This window comes from Polymorphospora sp. NPDC050346 (genome assembly GCF_040655695.1).
GTDB classification, from domain to species: Bacteria; Actinomycetota; Actinomycetes; order Mycobacteriales; family Micromonosporaceae; genus Polymorphospora; species Polymorphospora lycopeni.
In genome coordinates this window covers 1-19,121 of the sequence record NZ_JBFAKM010000016.1, presented here as the reverse complement: position 1 = coordinate 19,121, position 19,121 = coordinate 1, and the positions used below count along the sequence as shown (strand labels likewise).

Below are 19,121 nucleotides of genomic sequence, written 5' to 3'. Positions count from 1 at the left end.
CGTGTCCGGGTGCGTCGTCTTCGCTCTCGAGTCTCCCCTCCGGAGCCGGCCGGCGCGGCGTTTTCCGGCTTTGCGCGGGTATCACAGCTTCTGGTCGCTGGCCGAACTGGGCAGAGTGTCCGGATTAATGATTTGGCTGACGACGTTGCGTAATCGGTTGACTACAGAGCATGATGGTCCGGCGAGTATCGCACGTCACTCGCGGGTGCTGGGGGAAGGCAGCCGCGGGTGGCCGGGGGTTTTGCCGGCCGATTGGCACTGGTCGGTAGCGGGACTGCAAGGGGGGACGTGGACACATGGGCATGATCACAGACTGGCCCACCATGGCTGCGTGTCAGAGTGGAGACCCTGACGCGCTGTTCGTACAAGGCGCCGAGCAGAACGTGGCGAAACGGATCTGCCGCAGCTGCCCGGTGCGCTACGAATGCCTGGCCGACGCGCTCGACAATCGCATCGAGTTCGGCGTGTGGGGCGGCATGACCGAGCGGGAACGGCGGGCACTGCTGCGCCGTCACCCGCAGGTGGCCAGTTGGCGCAAGATGTTCGAAGCCGCGCTCCGCGACAAGGAAAAGGTCCTCGTCACGGCCGGCTGATAGCCGAACCGATCACCCGCAGCCCGTCGACGTCGTGCACGTCGGCGGGCTGCGCCGCGACCGACACCACCGGCACCGCCGGAAACCCGTCCGTGAACCTCGCGGCCACCTCGAGCTCCCGGGCGGTCTGCCGCACCAACGCCGCATGCACCCGCAACGCCTCGGCCGTCACCGCATGACCGCCCAACTCCTCCAGCCGCTCCGCCGCCGCCAGACTCTCCGCCGCCGACAACCCCTCCACCGCGCTCTGGTGCACCCGGTTGAGGACCAGCCCCGCCAGCGGCATCCGCTCCTCGCCGAGCCGGCCCGCGAAGTACGCCGCCTCCCGGACAGCGTCCGGCTCCGGCGCCGCGACCAGCAGAAAAGCCGTCTCCCGTGCCTGCAGGATCCGGTACGTCTGCTCGGCCCGCTGCCGGAACCCGCCGAACATCGAATCGAACGCGGCGACGAAACCGGACAGGTCAGTCAGCAACTGCGCCCCGAGGATCTTCTGCACCACCCGCGAGAACATCCCGAACGACGCCGTCACCAGGCTGAACATGCTCCGGCCACCAGTACGGGCCGGCGCCAGCAACATCCGCAGCATCCGACCGTCCAGGAACCGCGACAACCGCGCCGGCGCGTCCAGGAAATCCAGCGCGGACCGGGACGGCGGCGTGTCCACCACGATCAGGTCCCACTCGCCGCGGGCATGCAACTGCCCCAGCTTCTCCATCGCCATGTATTCCTGCGTGCCCGCGAACGTCGAACTCATCGCCTGGTAGAACGGGTTCGCGAAGATCTCCGCCGCCTTCGCCGGATCGGTGTGCGCCAGCACCACCTCGTCGAAGGTGCGCTTCATGTCCAGCATCATGGCGTGCAACTCACCACCACTGGCCTCGGCGTCGATCCCCTTCACCTGGCGCGGCGTGTTGTCCAGTTCACTCAACCCCAACGACTGCGCCAACCGGCGCGCCGGGTCGATCGTCAACACCACCGTACGGCGGCCGTGCCGCTCGGCCGCCCGCAACGCCAACGCCGCGGCGGTCGTCGTCTTCCCCACGCCGCCCGAGCCACAACAGACCACGATCCGCACGCCGTCATCGGCGAGAATCCGATCCACGTCCAGCCGTGGCACCTGGTGATCAGAGGGCACCAACCGAGCGTACTTTGCGGTGACTTGGTTGGGCTGAGTTGGCTGGCCTCGGCTCCGCCTCGGCTGGCTCGCTCCGCTTCGCGCCGCCCAAGTGCACCGTCTTCGCCCTGCGGGCCGCGACCGCTTCGCGGCGCGGTCCTCGGGCTCCAGACGGTGCGGCGGCGCTCGGTCGACTCGCGACCTGGTCACCGCCTACGGCGGTCCGCCGATTGCTTCGCCATGGTGTTGCTGTCGAGGGTGGCCGGGGTTTTTGGCCGTTCCACGTGGGGGTGTCGGGGTTACTTCCGGGATGGGGCGGCGAGGATCTCGGCGAGCTGGTCCAGGGTGGGGCGGGTGATGCCCTGCGGGATCAGCGGCAGCTCGATCATCGGGCGGCCGAGTTCGGCCAGTTCGGCACGAAGTGACTCTTCCATCGCACGACGGGTGAGATGGGCCTTGGCCTCGGTGTGCAGGCCGGCGACCATGGACCGGTCGGCGGACAGGCCGGCCGCGGTCAGGCCGCGGCGCAACTCGGTCTGGGTGACCTTGACGCCGGCCAGCAGCGGCTCGCGGGTGCTGTTGACGATCACGTGGCCGATCGGGATGCCGAGCGCCGTCAGCTCGGCGATCGCGTCGACGGTCTCCTGGACCGGCATCTCCTCGAGCAGCGTGACGACGTGGACCGAGGTGATCGGGGAGCGCAACAGGGCCGCCACCCCCTCGCTCTGCGTCTTGATCGGGCCGACCTTCGCCAGCCGCGCCGTCTCGGTGGTGACGTTCAGGAACCGCCCGATCCGTCCGGTCGGCGGCGCGTCGAGTACGACGGCGTCGTACACCCGCCGGCGGTCGGTGGTGCGGGTGGTGGCCTCCTTGACCTTGCCGGTGAGCAGCACGTCGCGCAGACCCGGGGCGATCGTGGTGGCGAAGTCGATCGCCCCGAACTTGCGCAGCGCCCGACCGGCCGCCCCCAGCTTGTAGAACATGTCGAGGTATTCGAGCAGGGCTTCCTCGGGGTCGACGGCGAGCGCGCGGACCTCGCCCCCGCCCCCGGCACCGGCGATCCGCCGCTCCTCGTACGGCAGCGGGGCGGTGTCGAAGAGTTGGGCTATGCCCTGCCGGCCCTCGACCTCGACCAGCAGGGTCCGCCGCCCTCCGCCGGCGAGGGCGAGAGCCAGCGCGGCGGCCACGCTCGTCTTGCCGGTGCCGCCTTTGCCCGTGACCACGTGAAGTCGGGCCGGCCAGTTCTCGTTGGCTGACTGCTCACCTGCTCGCACAGATCCGAGGGTAGCCAGCCGACGGGGCTCACCCCACCTCGCAGACCCACCAGCCGGTTTTCTGCACCACGGTGAACTTGAGTTCCTGGTCGGCGCTCTTCTCGTCGTCGGTGAGCATGGTGAGCTTGACCGAGACGATCGCCCGTTCCTCGTTCTGGTCGTCGACCTTCGGCGGTTCCCAGTCGAAGCGCGGGTTGGCGTACGTCGTCGAGTAGTTGCTGATCTCCTCGACCTTCTTGCTGATCGCGGCCTCGTCGCGGGCTTCCGAGCACACCAGCGCGGCCGCCCGGTCGGCGTCGCGGTCGGTGTAGACCGCCTTGAGGAAGTTGTCGACCGCGGCGACCGGTTCGGCCGCGCCGTCGCTGCCCTCCGCGTTGCGCAGCAGGAAGAAGGCGCCGAGGCCGCCGCCACCGCAGAGCAGCAGCACGAAGACGAGGACGATCGAGGCGATCAACAGACCGCGGCGCTTCTTCGGCGGCTGCTGCGGCGGATAGCCGGGCTGGCCGGGGGCGGGCGGGTAGCCGGGCTGGCCGTACTCGCCGGGGTTGCCGTACGGCTGGCCGGACACCGGCTGGCCCGGGTAACCCGGGGACTGCGCCGCGTACGGCTGCCCCGACGTCGGCTGTCCCGGGTAGGGCTGCCCCGACATCGGCTGGCCGGACACCGGCTGCCCCGGATAGGGCTGACCGGACATCGGCTGCCCGGGGTAGGGCTGCCCGGAGACCGGCTGGCCCGGCGGCGGCGGGTACTGCGCGGCGGGCTGCCCGTACGGGGGCTGCTGCCCGTAGCCGGGCGCCTGTCCGTATCCGGGCTGGTCGTAGGTCGGCTGGCCGTATGACGGTGGTCCGGGCTGGGCCGAGACCGGCGGCTCGAACTGGCCGGGCGGTGGCCCCGACGGGGGCATGGCCGGCGGTGGCGGCGGGCTGCTCGGCTCGGCCGGCTTACCCAGCCCGACGCCGGGCGTGGCCGGCGGGGCGGAAGCCGGCGGAGCCGGTGGGGCGGAAGCCGGCGGCGGTGCGGCCGGGCCGGCGTCCATGCCCGGCCAGAGCGGCGCCGGTGCGTTGGGGTCCGGTGCCGTGCCCGGGGAGACCGGCTGATCCGGCTGACCGTTCGACGGCGGCGTGGCGCCACCGCTGGGTGGTTGGGTCATCGTCTCCCCTGTGAAGCGACGGAACCGAGAAAGCGACGGAACCGAGAAGTCGTGGCGGGACAGCCTACGTGCCGTCCGCCCGGTCAGGGTAGCGGTCCGCCGCCCGGCACGGGGCCTCCGTCCGACCCCGGTCACGCTCCGTATCGCCGAGTCGCCGGGTCGGCCGCTCCGGCCCGGCCACGGCCGCCCGGAGCCGGCGGGCCGCGCCGGCCCGGTCAGCCCGGCGGGTTAGGGTGCCGACATGCAGAAGTGGGAGTACGCCACCGTCCCGTTGCTGGTGCATGCCACCAAGCAGATCCTCGACAACTGGGGTGAGGACGGCTGGGAGTTGGTCTCGGTCGTGCCCGGCCCCAACCCGGAGCAGCTCGTCGCCTACCTGAAGCGGCCGAAGGCATGAGCACCGGGCCTTACGCGAAGCTCGCCGAACTGGGCCTGACGATCCCCGAGGTCGTGCCGCCGGTGGCGGCATACGTGCCGGCGGTCCGTTCCGGCCAGCACGTGTACCTCTCCGGCCAGTTGCCGATCGCCAACGGGAAGCTGCTCGCCACCGGCAAGGTGGGCGCCGCCGTCAGCGCCGAGGAGGCCAAGGACCTGGCCCGGCAGTGCGCGCTCAACGCCATCGCCGCGATCGACTCGGTCGCCGGGCTGGACAACGTCGTACGGATCGTGAAGGTGACCGGCTTCGTCGCCTCGGCGCCGGGCTTCACCGGACAGCCGGGCGTGATGAACGGGGCGTCGGAGCTGTTCGGGGCCGTTTTCGGGGAGGCCGGCCGGCACGCCCGCACCGCCGTCGGTGTCGCCGAGCTGCCCCTGGACGCCCCGGTCGAGGTCGAGGTCATCGTCGAGGTCGCCTGAGCGCGGTCTCGTAGCAGGATCGTCAGATCCGGGTCGTACGATCGCAGCCATGACCGCGCACGTGACAGCACCGGCGGCGGCGCTGGCGACCCGACTCCCGGGCTGGGCGACCCTGCTGCGTGCGCCGAACCCGGGGCCGATGACGCTCGACGGCACCAACACCTGGGTGCTGCGGGCCGACCGTGACGCGTCGGCCGTCGTCATCGACCCCGGGCCCGACGACCCGGACCATCTCGCCACCATCGCCGGGCACGCGCCGGTCGGGGCCATCCTGATCACCCACGGTCACCCCGACCATGTCGAGGGCGCCGGCCGGCTCTCCGTGCTGCTCGGCGGGGTCGACGTGATCGCGGTCGACCCCACCCACCGGATCGGTGCCGAGGTGCCGGAGCCGGGCGGTGACCTCAGCCGGTTCGGGCTGCGGATCGAGGTGCTGGCGGTGCCGGGGCACACCCACGACTCGGTCTGCTTCGTGGTCGACGCCGGCGGCGAGCGGGCGGTCTTCACCGGCGACACGATCCTCGGCCGCGGCACCACGATCGTGGCCTGGCCCGACGGCGACCTCGGCGACTACCTCGCCAGCCTCGAACTGCTCACCGCCTACGACGACGTGCCGGCGCTGCCGGGGCACGGCCCGGCGCTCGCCGACTGCGCGGCCGCCGCCCGGTTCTACCTGGCCCACCGGCGGGCCCGGCTCGACCAGGTGCGGCAGGCCGTCGCCGCGGGCGCGACCACCCCGGCCGAGGTGGTCGCCACGGTCTACGCCGACGTCGACCGGTCGCTGTGGGCGGCCGCCGAATGGTCGGTCCGGGCCCAACTCGCACACCTGGATCGGGAAAACGGGGAATCCGGCCCGGGCTCCGGTGGGTTGGACCCTCCGTGACCTGCCCGGTGTGTGGAACAGTCGCCGTGCCCGGCGCGCGGTTCTGCCACAACTGCGGAGCCGCGCTGCCGGCCGCCGCGACCCTTCCGGCCGCCGAACGACGGGTGGTAACCGTCCTTTTCGGCGACCTGTCCGATTTCACTTCCTGGTCGGAGGACCTCGACCCCGAGCGGGTCGGTGCGGTCACCGACCGGGTGCTGGCTTCCCTGGCCGGCGCGGTCAAGACCTTCGGCGGCCACGTCGACAAGCTCACCGGGGACGGCATCATGGCCGTCTTCGGCGCACCCGTCGCCCACGAGGACGACGCCGAACGGGCTGTCCGCGCGGCGCTGTCGATGCAGCGGGCCGTCCGCCGGGTCCTCGACGACGAGCGCGGCGGCGGCGCGCCACTCGGGCTGCGGGTCGGCCTGAACACCGGTGACGTGGTCGCCGGCATCCAGGCCGCCATCGAATACACCGTCATCGGTGACACGGTCAACACGGCCGCCCGGCTCGCCGACGCCGCCGCGATCGGCGCGGTCTACGCCGGTGCCACCACCTCCGCCGCCACCCGCCACGTCGCCTCCTGGCGCCATCTGCGGCCGCTGCGGCTCAAGGGCAAACGCGAGCCGGTCGAGGCGTACGAGCTGCTCGGCCTGCTCGACGCGCCCGGCACCCGGTCCGGGCTCGGCGACGAGGCGCCGTTCGTCGGCCGCGACGCGGAGATCGGCCGGGTCGCCGGCCGGCTCGCCGAGGTCATCGACCAGGACGAGCCGCGGGTGCTGGTGATGACCGCCGAGGCCGGCATCGGCAAGTCGCGGTTCGCCGCCGAGGTCGAACGCTTCGCGGCCGGCTACGACGTCGGCGCCGGGCGCTTCGCCAGCCACACCGGCGCCCGGGTGCTGTCGGTGCGCTGCGCCGCCTTCGGCGAACGGCGCCGGCTAGGCCCGCTCGCCGACCTGGTCCGCACCACCGTCGGCCTGCCCCGCGACGCGGCCACCGCGGTGACCCGTACGGTCGTCGAGGAGCGGCTGCGCCGGCTCGGGCAGCGGCTGACCCGGCACCGGGGCGAGCCGCCGACGGTCGCCGTCGACCTGCTGATGGCCCTGATGGGCTACGGCGACATGCCGCCCGAGATCGGTGCGCCGACGCCGGCGAACGACTGGGCTCAGGAGACGCCGACGGTCGACGCCGACGCCGTACCCACGGCGGTCGCCGACCTGCTCACCGCGCTGGCCGGCGAGACACCGCTGCTGGTGGTGGTCGACGACCTGCACGACGCGACCCCGGAAACCGTCGACGCCCTCGGCGTGACCCTGTCCCGGCTCGCCGGGCCGGTGCTGGTGCTGCTGCTCGGCCGCCCCGAACTGGTCCGCACCGCCGGGGCACTGACCCGGGTCGCCGACGCCGAGGTGCACGCCCTGCCACCGCTGCGGGGTGCCGACGCCGCCCGGTTGCTGACCGCCTACCTCGGCGGCGGCCGGCTGCCGCAGCCCGACGCCGACCGGCTGCTGGCGACCGCCCAGGGCAACCCGTTCTACCTCGCCGAACTGGTCACCCTGCTGCGGGAACGGGGGGCGCTGACCCCCGCGGTCGGGGCCAACTCGGCCGGTACATGGCGGCTCGTACCCGGTTCGCTGGGCAGCCGGCTGCTCTCCCGCGACCTCGCCGCGGTGCTCGCCGCCCGGATCGACGCGCTGCCGCCCGACGCCCGCTCGGTGCTGCGCGACGCCGCCGTGATCGGCGACTCGGTGCCTGCCGGCACGCTGGAGGCGCTGCGCGAACGGCGGGGCGGGCGCGACGGCCGGCCGACCGCCGTCATCGCGGTGGAGTTGGAACGCGCCGTCGACGAGCTACTCCAGCGGCGGATGCTGCACCGGGTCCGGGAGGGCTACGCCTTCACGACGCCGTTGATGCGGGAGGCCGCCTACGCCGGCATCGGTAAGGCGGATCTCGCCGAGCGGCATGCCGCCCTCGCCCAGTGGGCCGCCCGCCCGGCCGGCGAATCATCCGCCGTCCTCGGCGCGACGGTCACACCGGGCGGGCTGCCCGCCGCCGAGCGGGACGCGTTCATCGCCGACCACGTCGAGCGGGCGGTCAGCCTGGCCGACGCGGTCGGGCTGCGGCCGGATTCGGTGGCCCGGGCGGTCGCGCCGCTGGGCGTCGCCGCGCTGGGCCGGGCCGCCCGGCGGGCCAGCGCCGCCGGCGAGCCGGCGACCGCGGTCGCGTACGCCGAACGGGCCGCCGCGCTCGCCGACGACCTGGTGCCGGCGGCCGACCGGCTGATCCACGCCCGGGCCCTGCTCCAGACCGGACGGGTCGCCGACGCGCTGGCCTACGCGGAGAAGATCGGTGCCAACGCGGGCGACGACGCGGCGAGCCGGGCCGGTGCGCTGCTCATCGCCGGGCGGGCCTACGCGACGCTGGGCGAACAAGCCCGGGCGGTGCCCATCTGGCAGGAGGCTCTCCAGGTGGCGACCGACGCCGGGCTGCCGACCGAACGCGCCCAGGCGATGCGGCGGCTCGGCATGGCCGACTTCCTCGCCGGCCGGCTCAGCCGGGCGAGCAGTCGTTTTGCCGCCGCCTACCAGGTCAACCTGGCCGCCGGTGACCGGCTCGGCCAGGCGTGGTCGTTGCAGAACCTGGCCTGGGTGACGACGACGCGTGGCGACTTCGCCGGCACCGACGCGGTGCTCGGCCGGGCCGCCCGCCTTTTCGCCGAGCTCGGTGACCCGGTCGGCCGGTCCTGGCTGCGCGGCACGACCGCCTTCGCCCGGCTGCTCGCCGGCCGGTTGGCCGAGGCCCGCCGGCTGGCCCGGCTCTTCCTGCCGTTCGGCGAGCGGGTGGGCGAGGCGTGGGCGGTCGGCACCCTGCGGGCGGTGGAGGCGTTCGCCGCCGCCGAGTTGGGTGAGCTGGCCGACGCCGACCGGGAGGCCCGGCGCGCCTATCGCGACTTCGACGCCGCCTCCGACGACTGGGGCCGGGGGTTCGCCCTCGTCGTCCGCGGTGCGGTGGCCCGCAGCCTGGGCGAGCACGAGCACGCCGCCGACCTGTTGACCGACGCGCTGGGCTACGGCCAGCGGACCGGGCACCCGCTGCTGACCGGGTTCGCCGGCACGTTGCGCGGGTTCGTCGCCCTCGACCGGGGTGACGTCGAGGCGGCCGAACGAGACGCCCGACGGGTGCTGACCGCGGTCGAACCGCACAACCCGCTGGCGCCGGCCCAGGTCGGACCGCGGGTGCTGCTGGCCACCGCCCGGCTCACCGCCGGCGACGCGGCGATGGCGGTGGGGCTGCTCGCGCCGCTCGCCGCCACGGCGAAGGAACCGTCGCTGCTGTTCCCCCGGGCGCAGGCGGTGGCCCGCTACGCGTCGGCGCTGCTGGCCGAGGGGCAGGCGGTGCAGGCACTGGACTGGGCCCGGCGGGCGGTGTCGATGCCGGCCGAGGACGTGCGCAGCCGGGTGCTGACGGCAGGTGTGCTGGCGCGGGCGCTGCACGCGAACGGGCTGCCGGCCGAGGCGCTGGTCGCGGCCGACGACGCCGTACGGTTGGCCCACTCGACCGAGCAGGTGAGCGAGCGTACGGCGGCGGAGGCGCTGCGGGATCTTCTCGGCGGCGGCCCGGATTCCGGCGTACGCGACGATTCCGCCACGCCGGCCGCACCGCTACCCTAGGGCGTGCCTCGCATCAATATCATCCCCCGCTCGGCCTCGGGGTGGACGATCGCCGTATTCGGTCTGCTCGCCGTGCTGATGGGGGTGACCGGGCTGATCAACCCGGACACGCTCCTGGTCATGCTCGGTTTCGAGGTGCTCGACGAACGCGCGCCCGGCGACTACACCCGCACCTTCATGGCGGCCTCGTCGATGGCCTCGCTCAACATGGGTGTCTACTACCTGCTCGCCGCGGCGACCGAGTGGCGGCCGTTCTTCCTTTTCACGGTCATCTTCCGGATGGTGACCTTCACCGTGTTCACGGTCCTGGTGCTGACCGAGGCCGCGCCGGACCGCTTCTTCGGGGTGGCGCTGTGGGAGGGGCTGGGCGCGGTGGCGACCGGGCTGGCGTTGTGGTTCGAGCGGAAGCGGCGGACTTCGGTACCTTCTAACCCGTGACCGGTACCCCGCCAGGCCAGCTACCACTGCCAGTGGTGCCTGGTCTGTCGGATCTGTCGGTGTTTGCCCGTGGGGGATACGCCACGGTCTACCGAGCCGTCCAGGAGTCGGTCGGCCGCGAGGTCGCCGTGAAGGTCGAGAACCGGACCCTCGACAGCGACCGCGACCAGCGCCGGTTCCTGCGCGAGGCCCGCGCGGCCGGGCGGATGTCGTCGCACCCGCACGTGGTCGACCTCTTCGACGCCGGGGTGACCGCCGACCGGCACCCCTACCTGATCATGGAACTCTGCGACGGCTCGTACGCCGAGCGGATGCGGTCGTCGCCGCTCGGCCCCGCCGAGGCGCGCGACGTCGGCGCCAAGATCGCTGACGCGCTGGCCGACGCACACGAACTCGGCGTCCTGCACCGCGACGTCAAACCGGCCAACATCCTGCACTCGCGCTTCGGCGAACCGGCACTGGCCGACTTCGGGCTGGCCGTCATCGCCGAATACCGGGACACCTCGCTCACCCTGGAGGTGCTCACCCCGGCGTACGCGCCACCGGAGATGTTCCGGCACAGCGACCCCACGCCCTCCTCCGACGTCTACGCGCTGTGCGCCACCATCTACGCGATCATGCACGGCAAGCCGCCGCGCTGGCAGACCGACCAGAGCCCCAGCATCATCGCCCTGCTGGAACTCTTCAGCCAGCCCCTTCCGGACCTGCCCGGGGTGCCGGCCGCCCTGCTCGACGTGCTGCGCGCCGGCATGGCCAACGACCCCGACGCCCGGCCCACCGCCGTCCAACTGCGGGACGTGCTCCTCGCCCTCCCGCTCGACACCGGCCAGGTCGCCGACGGCCCGGCCCGGCTCGGGCCGGTCAGCCCGTGGGCGCCACCGTCCGGTCCGCCCGCCGACGCCAACCCGTCGAAGCCACCGATCAGCGTGACCTACCAGCCCGCCGGGCCGTACGAGAGCGGGTTCGCGGCGCCGGGGACGCACCAGGCCGGCGGGCCGCCGCCACACCCGCCGACCGGTGGGCCGCGCCCGGCCGGACCCGGCGACCCGCACGGCGGCTACCCCGCGACCATGTCGCCGCGGCGCCGCAAGCTGCCGTGGGTGCTCGGTGTCTTCGGCGTACTCGTGCTGCTGGTCATGGTTTCCGCCGGCACCTGGTGGGTGGCGACCCGCCCGGAGGCGGCACCGACCCCGACCCCGACCCCGACCGCCAGCATGTCGACCGATCCGGGCGGCACCGGCCCGACCAACTTCGGCGGCGCGCTGCCCGGCTGCCTGATCCCGCTGCCCGACGGCGCCCGCTGCCCGGGCGAGATGGAGTGCTTCGGCGACACCCGGACGCAGGGCGGCCGGCTGGTGGCGAGCCGGGTGCCGTGCACCGGCCCGCACACCTGGGAGACCTACGCGATCGGCGACCTGCCGGCCGACGTCGCCGGGGCCGACCACGCCACGATCGTCGCCGACCCGGCGGTCCGCCGACTGTGCAACACGACGAACCTGCTCACCACCTCGCTGATGCTCAACCTCGGCGGGTGGCAGCTCGAGGTGCTGCCGCCGACGCCGGAGGCGGTGGCGGCCGGCGACCTCAGCTACCGGTGCCTCGCCGGGCGCGGCCCGAACCAGCTCGACCGGCCCACCCTGGGCGGCTGAGCGGCCCGGAAGATCAGTACGACTTCGGCTGGGCGAGCACGTGCTGGGCCACGAAGTTGAGGATCATCTCCCGGCTGACCGGCGCGATCCGGGTCGCCCGTACCGCGCCGAGCAGCGTGGCGACGCCGTACTCGGTGGTCATGCCGTTGCCGCCCAGGGCCTGCACGGCGGTGTCGACGGCGAGCGCCGCGGCCTCGGCCGAGGCGTACTTGGCGAGGTTGGCGGCGACGCCCGCCTCCACGTCCCGGCCCGCGTCGTAGAGCCCCGCCGCCTTGGCGATCATGAGGCGGGCCAGTTCGACCTGCACCGCGGCGTGCGCCAGCGGGTGCGACACGCCCTGGTGCGCGCCGACCGGCCGGCCCCAGACCTGCCGGGTCGCGGTGTAGGTGGAGGCCCGCTCCAGCGCGTACCGGGCCGTGCCGGCACTCATCGCGGCGACCGTGATCCGCTCCGGGTTGAGACCGGTGAACAGCGCCGGCAGCCCGGTCTCCTCGTCGCCGACCAGCGCGTCGGCCGGCACCCGGACGTCGTCGAGGTAGAGCAGCCACTGGTTCTCCGGTGACACGATCTCCATCTCCAGCTTCGACCTGGTCAGGCCGGCCGCGTCGGTCGGCACCAGGAACAGCGCCGGTCGCAGCCGGCCGGTGGCCGCGTCGGCGGTACGGGCCACGACCAGCACGTACGACGCCTCGTCGACCCCGGAGATGAAGCACTTGCGCCCGGACAGCAGCCAGTCGTCGCCGTCGCGGCGGGCCACCGTCCCCAGCTTGTGGAAGTTCGACCCCGCCTCCGGCTCGGTGATCGCGAAGGCCACCTTGAGCGAGCCGTCGGCGATCCCGGGCAGGAACCGTTTGCGCTGCCCCTCGGTGCCGTGCCGGGCGACGATCGTGGCCACGATGGCCGGCGACACCACGAGCAGCAGCAGTGGGCAGCCGGCCGCCGCCAGCTCCTCGCAGACGATCGACAGCTCGGTGATGCCGCCGCCACCGCCGCCGTACTCCTCTGGCACGCTGACCCCGAGATAGCCGAGCCGGCCGGCGTCGGCCCACAGCTCGGTGGTCGGTTCGCCGGCCTTCGCCCGGGCCACGTAGTAGCCGTGACCGTACGAGCGGCCGAGGGCCCGTACGGCGTCGCGTAACTGTGCCTGCTCGGGGGTGAGGTCGAAGTCCATGAGGGGGCCTCCTGGCTAGTCGGGTGGGGCGATCACCGCCAGCACGGTGCCGGTGTCGACCTGCCGGCCGGCGCTGACCGGCAGGGTGGCGACGACCCCGGCCGACGGGGCGTGTACGGGGTGTTCGAGCTTCATCGCCTCCAGCGTCAGCAGCAGCTCGCCGGCCCGGACCCGCTGGCCGACGTCTACCAGCACCCGACCGACCGTGCCGGGCAGCGGGGCGACCAGCGAACCGTCCTCCAGTTCCGGCGTCGGTCGCGGGAAGCGGGGCAGCGCGGTCAGCGCGACCGACCCCTCCGGACTGTCCACGTACGACACGTCACCGACCCGGTTGACGTCCAGGGACAGCCGGATGCCGTTGATGTCGAGCACCACCCGGTCCGGGTCGGCACGGACCACGGCGATCGGCGGGTGGTCCTCGGTGACCGGCGGCTGGCCGGTGCCGGTCAGGTCGTAGTCGTCGGGGTCGAACGCGCGGACCCACCAGTTCGCCAGCTCGCCGGAGCGGTCCAGCCGGTAGCCGACCTCGACCGGGCCGGCCGGCCCGTCGTACCGGACGATCTGCGCGGCCGACACGACGTTGCGCCAGCCGGACGGGAGCGAGGCGAGCACCGGCGCGGTCGCCCGCCGCCGCGCGGCACCGGCGAGCGCGGCGGCCAGGCACGACATCCGTACCGCGTCGACCGACGACAGCAACGGGGCGAAGACCTCCGGATGCCGGTCGAGGAATCCGGTGTCGAAACCACCGGACCGGAACGACGGGTGCCGCAGCACCCGGACCAGCAGATCGCGGTTGGTGACCACGCCGTGGATCTCGGCCCGGCTCAGCGCGGCGGCGAGCAGCCGGGCCGCCTCGTGCCGGGACGGCGCCCAGGCCACCAGCTTCGCCAGCATCGAGTCGTAGTGGACCCCGACCACGGAGCCGTCGCGCACCCCGGAGTCGAGCCGCAGGCCGGGCTGGACCAGTGGCCGGAACCGCCCGGACACGTCGGGCACGTGGAACCGGTGCAGGGTGCCGGTCGACGGCTGCCAGGCGAAGGCCGGGTCCTCGGCGCAGATCCGTACCTCGATGGCGTGGCCGCGGATCGGCGGCGGGCCGGCCATCGGCAGGGTGGCGCCCTCGGCGACCAACAGTTGCAGCCGGACCAGGTCGAAGCCGGACACGCACTCGGTGATCGCGTGCTCGACCTGGAGCCGGGTGTTCATCTCCAGGAAGAAGAACTCGCCGGACGGTGCGAGCAGGAACTCGACGGTGCCGGCACCGACGTAGCCGACGGCGCGTACGGTCGCCACCGCGGCGGCGCACAGTTCCTCGCGCATCGCCGGGGTCACCACCGGCGACGGCGTCTCCTCGATGATCTTCTGGTGCCGGCGTTGGATCGAGCACTCCCGCTCGCCGAACGGGACCACGTTGCCCTGGGCGTCGGCGAAGATCTGCACCTCGATGTGCCGGGCCCGTTCGACGTAGCGCTCGACGTAGACGGTGCCGTCGCCGAACGCGGCGGCCGCCTCGCGGCGGGCGGACGCGACCGCCTCGGCCAGCGAGTCGGCGTCGCGGACGATCCGCATGCCGCGGCCACCACCGCCCGCGGACGCCTTGACCAGCACCGGGAACTCGGTGACCTGGTCGGGGTCGGCGAAACTGGGCAGTACGGGCACGCCCGCGTCGGCGACCACCGCCTTCGCCTCGATCTTCGAGCCCATCACCGCGATCACCTTCGCGGGCGGGCCGACCCAGGTCAGGCCGGCATCGGCGACCGCGGCGGCGAAGGCGGCGTTCTCGGCGAGGAAGCCGTAGCCCGGGTGGATCGCGTCGGCCCCGGTCCGCCGGGCCGCGGCGATGATCAGGTCACCCCGCAGGTATGTGGCGGTCGGCGCGTTTCCCGGCAGGTGTACGGCGTAGTCGGCCTCGGCGACGTGCGGCGAGTCGGCGTCGGCGTCGGAGAAGACGGCGACGGTCTCGATGCCGATCAGCCGGCAGGTGGCGAAGACCCGCTGGGCGATCTCGCCCCGGTTGGCCACGAGGAGTCTGCGGATCATCGGGTCCTCACATCCGGAAGACGCCGAAGCCCTCGGCGCCCCTGATCGGTCCATTATGGATAGCGGACAGGCAGAACCCGAGCACGGTACGGGTGTCCCGGGGATCGATCACCCCGTCGTCGTAGAGCCGGCCGGACAGGAACAGCGCCGCCGACTCCGACTCGATCTGCTGCTCCACCGTCCGCCGCATCGCCAGGTCGGCCTCCTCGTCGAACCGCTGGCCCCGGGCCTGCGCCGCCTGCCGGGCCACGATCGACAGCACCCCGGACAACTGCGCCGGCCCCATCACCGCCGACTTCGCGTTCGGCCAGGTGAACAGGAACCTCGGGTCGTACGCCCGCCCGCACATGCCGTAGTTGCCCGCGCCGTACGACGCCCCGAGGTTGACCGTCAGGTGCGGCACCGTCGAGTTCGCCACCGCGTTGATCATCTGGGCGCCGTGCTTGATGATGCCGCGCTGCTCGTACTCGGCGCCGACCATGTAGCCGGTCGTGTTCTGCAGGAACACCAGCGGGGTGTCGGCGGCGTTGGCGAGCTGGATGAACTGCGTCGCCTTCTGCGACTCCTCCGAGAACAGCACCCCGCGGGCGTTCGCCAGCACCCCGACCGGATAGCCGTGCAACTCGCCCCAGCCGGTGACCAGCGCGCTGCCGTACGCCGGCTTGAACTCGTCGAACTCCGAGCCGTCGAGCACCCGGGCCAGCACCTCACGCGGGTCGAACGGCACCCGCAGGTCCGCGCTGGCCACCGCGAGCAGGTCCTCCGGGTCGTACTTCGGCAGGGTCACCGACGCCGTGCGCGGCCCCGGCCCGAGCTTGCGCCAGTTCAGCCGGCGTACGCACTGCCGGGCCAGCCGCAGGCCGTCGCGCTCGTCCTCGGCGAGGAAATCGGCCAGCCCGGACCGGCCGGCGTGCATCGCCGCCCCGCCGAGCGACTCCTCGTCGGTGGTCTCACCGGTGGCCATCCGCACCAGCGGCGGACCGGCCAGGAACACCTTCGACTGCCCCCGGACCATGATCGTGTAGTCGGACATGCCGGGCACGTACGCCCCGCCGGCGGTCGCGTTGCCGAAGACGACCGAGATCGTCGGGATCCGGGCCGCCGAGAGCCGGGTCAGGTCGCGGAAGATCTGGCCACCCGGGATGAAGATCTCCGACTGGCTGGGCAGGTCGGCGCCGCCGGACTCCACCAGGTTGACCAGCGGCAGGCGGTTGGCGAGCGCGATCTCGCCGGCCCGCCGGGTCTTGCGCAACGAGTACGGGTTGACCGCGCCGCCGCGTACGGTCGGGTCGTTGGCGATCAGCACACACTCGACGCCCTCGACCACCCCGATCCCGGTGACCACACTCCCGATCGGATGGTCGGTGCCCCAGCCGGCCACCGGCGACAGCTCCAGGAACGGTGAATCCTCGTCGACCAGCAACTCGATCCGCTCGCGGGGAAGCAGCCGGCCACGGGCATGGTGGCGGGTGGTGTACTTCTCGCCGCCGCCCGCGCGGGCCGTCTCCAGCACGGCGTCCAGTTCGGCGAGCCGTTCCAGCATCGCCCCCCGGTTCTCCAGATAAGCCTGGGTACGCGGATCGATGGCCGTATCGAGGACAGTCACGTCACAACCCCATGCCCTTCGCGATGCCGCCGCGACGGCGATGTTCTCCGTCAATGCCACCTCCGTAACGAGCGTCTCGCCCGGAGCGACACGGATCGCGGCGTATTGGAGATTTGTCTGACCGACTTCGACCGCCGTCGTTTCCCGACGTGGTCAGTCGTCGCCCGGTCACGGCAGTTCGACGATCCGGGACCGGAGCAGTTCGCCGAGCGCCTTGGCCTGCGGATCGAACCGGGTCGACGCGGAGACCCCCTGGCCGAGCAGGCCACGTACGACGAAGTTGACCGCCCGCAGGTTGGGCAACTCGTGGCGCTCGACGTCGAGTCCGGCGGTCTCCGGCAGCAACTCCCGCAGCCGGTCGACCGTCAACCAGTCACGCAGCCAGGCATGCGTGGCCTCGGTTCGCGCCCACACCCCGAGGTTGGCGTCACCGCCCTTGTCGCCGGACCGCGCCCCGACCACCTCCCCGAGCGCCCCCCGCCGCCCGCTGCCGCGCTCGCCCCCACTGCTGCCGCCGTCGCCGAGATCGTGGTGATCAGGGAGTCGGGCGGTCGACCCGCCGGCGGCACGCGGGTCCTGATCCCTGATCACGGGGATCTCGGGGGGTGGGGGGATGGGGATCCGAGAGCCGTCGGGGAGGACGGCCAGATGAGGGACCCCGTCCTGGGGGGCGGTGTCCGATGTGATCACTCCGTACGGGGTCGCGTCGCCGGGCGGTGTCGTCAGGGTGCAGCCCGGATAGGAGGCCAGCGCCAGCTCCACCGCCGCCGCCGAGAACGCCCGCCCGGCCCGTTTCGGGTCCGCGTCGCGCAGGTGTACGTGCAGCAGCGCGCTCGCCGTCTCGGTGTCCACCGCGTCCACATGGTCCGTACGCGCCAGCGTGAACTCCAGCCCGTCGCGGCCGAGTGCCGCCTCCAGTTGGCCGCGTACGAGCGCCGCCTTCGCCGGTACGTCCAGCCCGCACAGCACGAACGTCATCGAGTTGCGGAACCCGCCCAGCGTGTTGACCCCGACCTTGAGCGTCGGCGGCGGTGGAGTGCCGCGTACGCCGTCGACGCGTACCCGGTCCGGACCCTCGGCGGTGAGGGTGACCGTGTCGAGGCGGGTGACCACGTCGGGGCCGAGGTAGTCGGGGCCGCCGATCTCGTAGAGCAGTTGCGCGGTCACCGTCTCGACCGTCACCGCCCCGCCGGTGCCCGGATGCTTCGTGATCACCGAGGAGCCGTCGGCGTGCACCTCGGCGATCGGGAAGCCGGGCCGGTGGCCGCCGTCCGGCAACTCGGTGAAGAAGCTGAAGTTGCCGCCGGTCACCTGTGTCCCGCACTCCAGCAGGTGCCCGGCGACCGTCGCGCCGGCCAGCGCGTCGAGGTCGTCACGGGTCCAGCCGAAGTGGGCCACGGCCGGCCCGACGACCAGCGACGCGTCGGTGACCCGGCCGGTCACCACCACGTCCGCGCCGGCCGTCAGACACTCGGCGATCCCGAACGCGCCCAGGTAGGCGTTGGCGGTCAGCGCGCCGGGGCGGTCGAGTGCGTCGCCGGTGACGTACCCGATCCGGGCCGGCACGCCGAGCCGGTCGGCGAGCCCCGCGAGCGCGTCCGCCAGCCCGGCCGGGTTCAGCCCGCCGGCGTTCGTGACGATCCGCACGCCCCGGTCGAGCGCGGTGCCGAGGCAGTCCTCCATCTGGCGCAGGAACGTCTTCGCGTAGCCCAGCGACGGATCTTTACGCCGGTCCCGGCCCAGGATCAGCATGGTCAGTTCGGCGAGGTAGTCGCCGGTCAGCACGTCGAGCTGGCCGGCGTCGAGCATCTCCCGCCAGGCCGCGAAGCGGTCGCCGTAGAAGCCCGACGCGTTCCCGATCCTGATCATGCGGCCTCCGGTCAGCGGTTCACGATCCCCTTGAGTTGCTGTTTCCACGCGGCGAGCAGCGCGGCCCGCCGGGTCGAGTCGTCGGTGAGCAGGTTGGCGACGCCGAGGCCGCGCAACAGGTCGAGGGTGGCCTGCACCGCCTCGCGTACGCCGGGCCGGCGCTCGTCGGTGCCGAGCAGTTCGACGGTCAGCCGGTGCATCTCCCGGCCGACCCGCGCCTCCAGGGGCACCAGCGCCGCGCGCAGTTCGGCGTCGGTGCGGGCGGCGACCCAGACCTCCAGGGCGGCGACGAACAGCGGCCCGGTGAACGCGGTAGCGAGCATGTCGACCACCCGGTCGAGCCGGTCCGGCCCGGTGGGCAGGGCCTGCGCCTCGGCCCGGATCTCGGCGGCCCGGCGGTCGGACAGATGCTCGACGGCGGCCATGACCAGCGCCGCCTTGGTCGGGTAGTGGTGCAACTGGGCGCCCCGGGAAACACCGGCGCGGGTCGCGACCAGCGTCGTCGTCGTACCCGACCAGCCCCGTTCGACGAGGCACTCGACGGTCGCCTCCAGCAGCCGCGCCCGGGTGGCACGGCTGCGCTCCTGCTGGGAAGCCCGCGGTACGGCGGCAGCCATGCCAAAGAGCGTCCATGCTCAGAAACAAACAGTCAAGCCTGCTTGTTTAGATGCTCGGCATCTCGCCCCAGCGGGTTTCCCAGATCGCACAGGCGACGGCCGCCGCCTGAGACGCGGGGGGGGGGGGGGGGGCGGGGGGGGGGCCCCCCCCCCCGCCGGGGGGGGGGCCGGCCCCGGCGCGGCCGGCCCGGCCCGGCCGGGCGCGTCAT

General features: G+C 73.2%; 15 protein-coding genes. 7 read left to right on the top strand and 8 right to left on the bottom strand.

Going from position 1 to position 19,121, the window contains the following annotated elements; genetic code table 11:
* The first annotated feature begins 296 nt into the window (after positions 1-296).
* Positions 297-593 (top strand): WhiB family transcriptional regulator, encoded by a 297-nt coding sequence (locus tag AB0I42_RS18140; RefSeq protein WP_212825692.1) that lies wholly within the window; start codon positions 297-299, stop codon positions 591-593.
* Here AB0I42_RS18140 and AB0I42_RS18135 read toward each other — a convergent pair.
* The 3 genes from AB0I42_RS18135 to AB0I42_RS18125 form a co-directional block, all read right to left on the bottom strand.
* Positions 580-1,731, bottom strand: a complete 1,152-nt coding sequence (locus tag AB0I42_RS18135; protein ID WP_357538675.1) for an ArsA-related P-loop ATPase — start codon at positions 1,729-1,731, stop codon at positions 580-582. The two genes, AB0I42_RS18140 and AB0I42_RS18135, sit on opposite strands and share 14 nt — an antisense overlap.
* 275 nt (positions 1,732-2,006) lie before the next feature.
* Complete coding sequence (locus AB0I42_RS18130) at positions 2,007-2,981, bottom strand: ArsA-related P-loop ATPase (RefSeq protein ID WP_357538674.1); 975 nt, start codon at positions 2,979-2,981, stop codon at positions 2,007-2,009.
* A 28-nt stretch (positions 2,982-3,009) separates the two neighbouring features.
* Positions 3,010-4,131, bottom strand: a complete 1,122-nt coding sequence (locus AB0I42_RS18125; protein WP_357538673.1) for a hypothetical protein — start codon at positions 4,129-4,131, stop codon at positions 3,010-3,012.
* Positions 4,132-4,372: 241 nt separating this feature from the next.
* Here AB0I42_RS18125 and AB0I42_RS18120 point away from each other — a divergent pair, with 241 nt between their 5' ends.
* Genes AB0I42_RS18120 through AB0I42_RS18095 form a run of 6 tightly spaced genes read left to right on the top strand, consistent with a single transcriptional unit; the run spans position 4,373 to position 11,609 of the window.
* Complete coding sequence (locus AB0I42_RS18120; RefSeq protein ID WP_013736319.1) at positions 4,373-4,528, top strand: DUF4177 domain-containing protein; 156 nt, start codon at positions 4,373-4,375, stop codon at positions 4,526-4,528.
* Positions 4,525-4,986, top strand: a complete 462-nt coding sequence (locus tag AB0I42_RS18115; RefSeq protein WP_357538672.1) for a RidA family protein — start codon at positions 4,525-4,527, stop codon at positions 4,984-4,986. The genes AB0I42_RS18120 and AB0I42_RS18115 overlap by 4 nt, the downstream gene beginning before the upstream one ends.
* Before the next feature lie 49 nt (positions 4,987-5,035).
* Positions 5,036-5,869, top strand: coding sequence for an MBL fold metallo-hydrolase (locus AB0I42_RS18110; protein ID WP_357538671.1), 834 nt, complete (start codon positions 5,036-5,038; stop codon positions 5,867-5,869).
* Entirely contained in the window at positions 5,866-9,522 is a 3,657-nt protein-coding gene (locus AB0I42_RS18105) for an adenylate/guanylate cyclase domain-containing protein (protein ID WP_357538670.1), read from the top strand. The genes AB0I42_RS18110 and AB0I42_RS18105 overlap by 4 nt, the downstream gene beginning before the upstream one ends.
* A gap of 12 nt (positions 9,523-9,534) precedes the next feature.
* A complete protein-coding gene (locus AB0I42_RS18100) occupies positions 9,535-9,960 on the top strand; it encodes a hypothetical protein (RefSeq protein ID WP_357538793.1) in 426 nt (141 codons plus the stop codon).
* Positions 9,957-11,609 carry a protein kinase gene (locus AB0I42_RS18095; RefSeq protein WP_357538669.1) on the top strand — a complete coding sequence of 551 codons (1,653 nt, stop codon included), beginning with the start codon at positions 9,957-9,959 and terminating at the stop codon, positions 11,607-11,609. Before AB0I42_RS18100 ends, AB0I42_RS18095 begins: the two co-directional genes overlap by 4 nt.
* 13 nt (positions 11,610-11,622) lie before the next feature.
* On the opposite strand, the gene AB0I42_RS18090 is transcribed toward AB0I42_RS18095, so the two are convergent.
* From AB0I42_RS18090 to AB0I42_RS18070, 5 genes are all read right to left on the bottom strand, one after another.
* Positions 11,623-12,780, bottom strand: a complete 1,158-nt coding sequence (locus tag AB0I42_RS18090) for an acyl-CoA dehydrogenase (RefSeq protein WP_357538668.1) — start codon at positions 12,778-12,780, stop codon at positions 11,623-11,625.
* A gap of 15 nt (positions 12,781-12,795) precedes the next feature.
* Positions 12,796-14,820 (bottom strand): biotin carboxylase N-terminal domain-containing protein, encoded by a 2,025-nt coding sequence (locus AB0I42_RS18085; RefSeq protein WP_357538667.1) that lies wholly within the window; start codon positions 14,818-14,820, stop codon positions 12,796-12,798.
* Positions 14,821-14,827: 7 nt separating this feature from the next.
* Positions 14,828-16,426, bottom strand: a complete 1,599-nt coding sequence (locus AB0I42_RS18080; RefSeq protein WP_357538666.1) for a carboxyl transferase domain-containing protein — start codon at positions 16,424-16,426, stop codon at positions 14,828-14,830.
* Positions 16,427-16,594: 168 nt separating this feature from the next.
* Entirely contained in the window at positions 16,595-18,295 is a 1,701-nt protein-coding gene (locus tag AB0I42_RS18075) for an acyclic terpene utilization AtuA family protein (RefSeq protein WP_357538665.1), read from the bottom strand.
* Positions 18,296-18,306: 11 nt separating this feature from the next.
* A complete protein-coding gene (locus tag AB0I42_RS18070; RefSeq protein ID WP_357538664.1) occupies positions 18,307-18,912 on the bottom strand; it encodes a TetR/AcrR family transcriptional regulator in 606 nt (201 codons plus the stop codon).
* Positions 18,913-19,121: the final 209 nt, after the last annotated feature.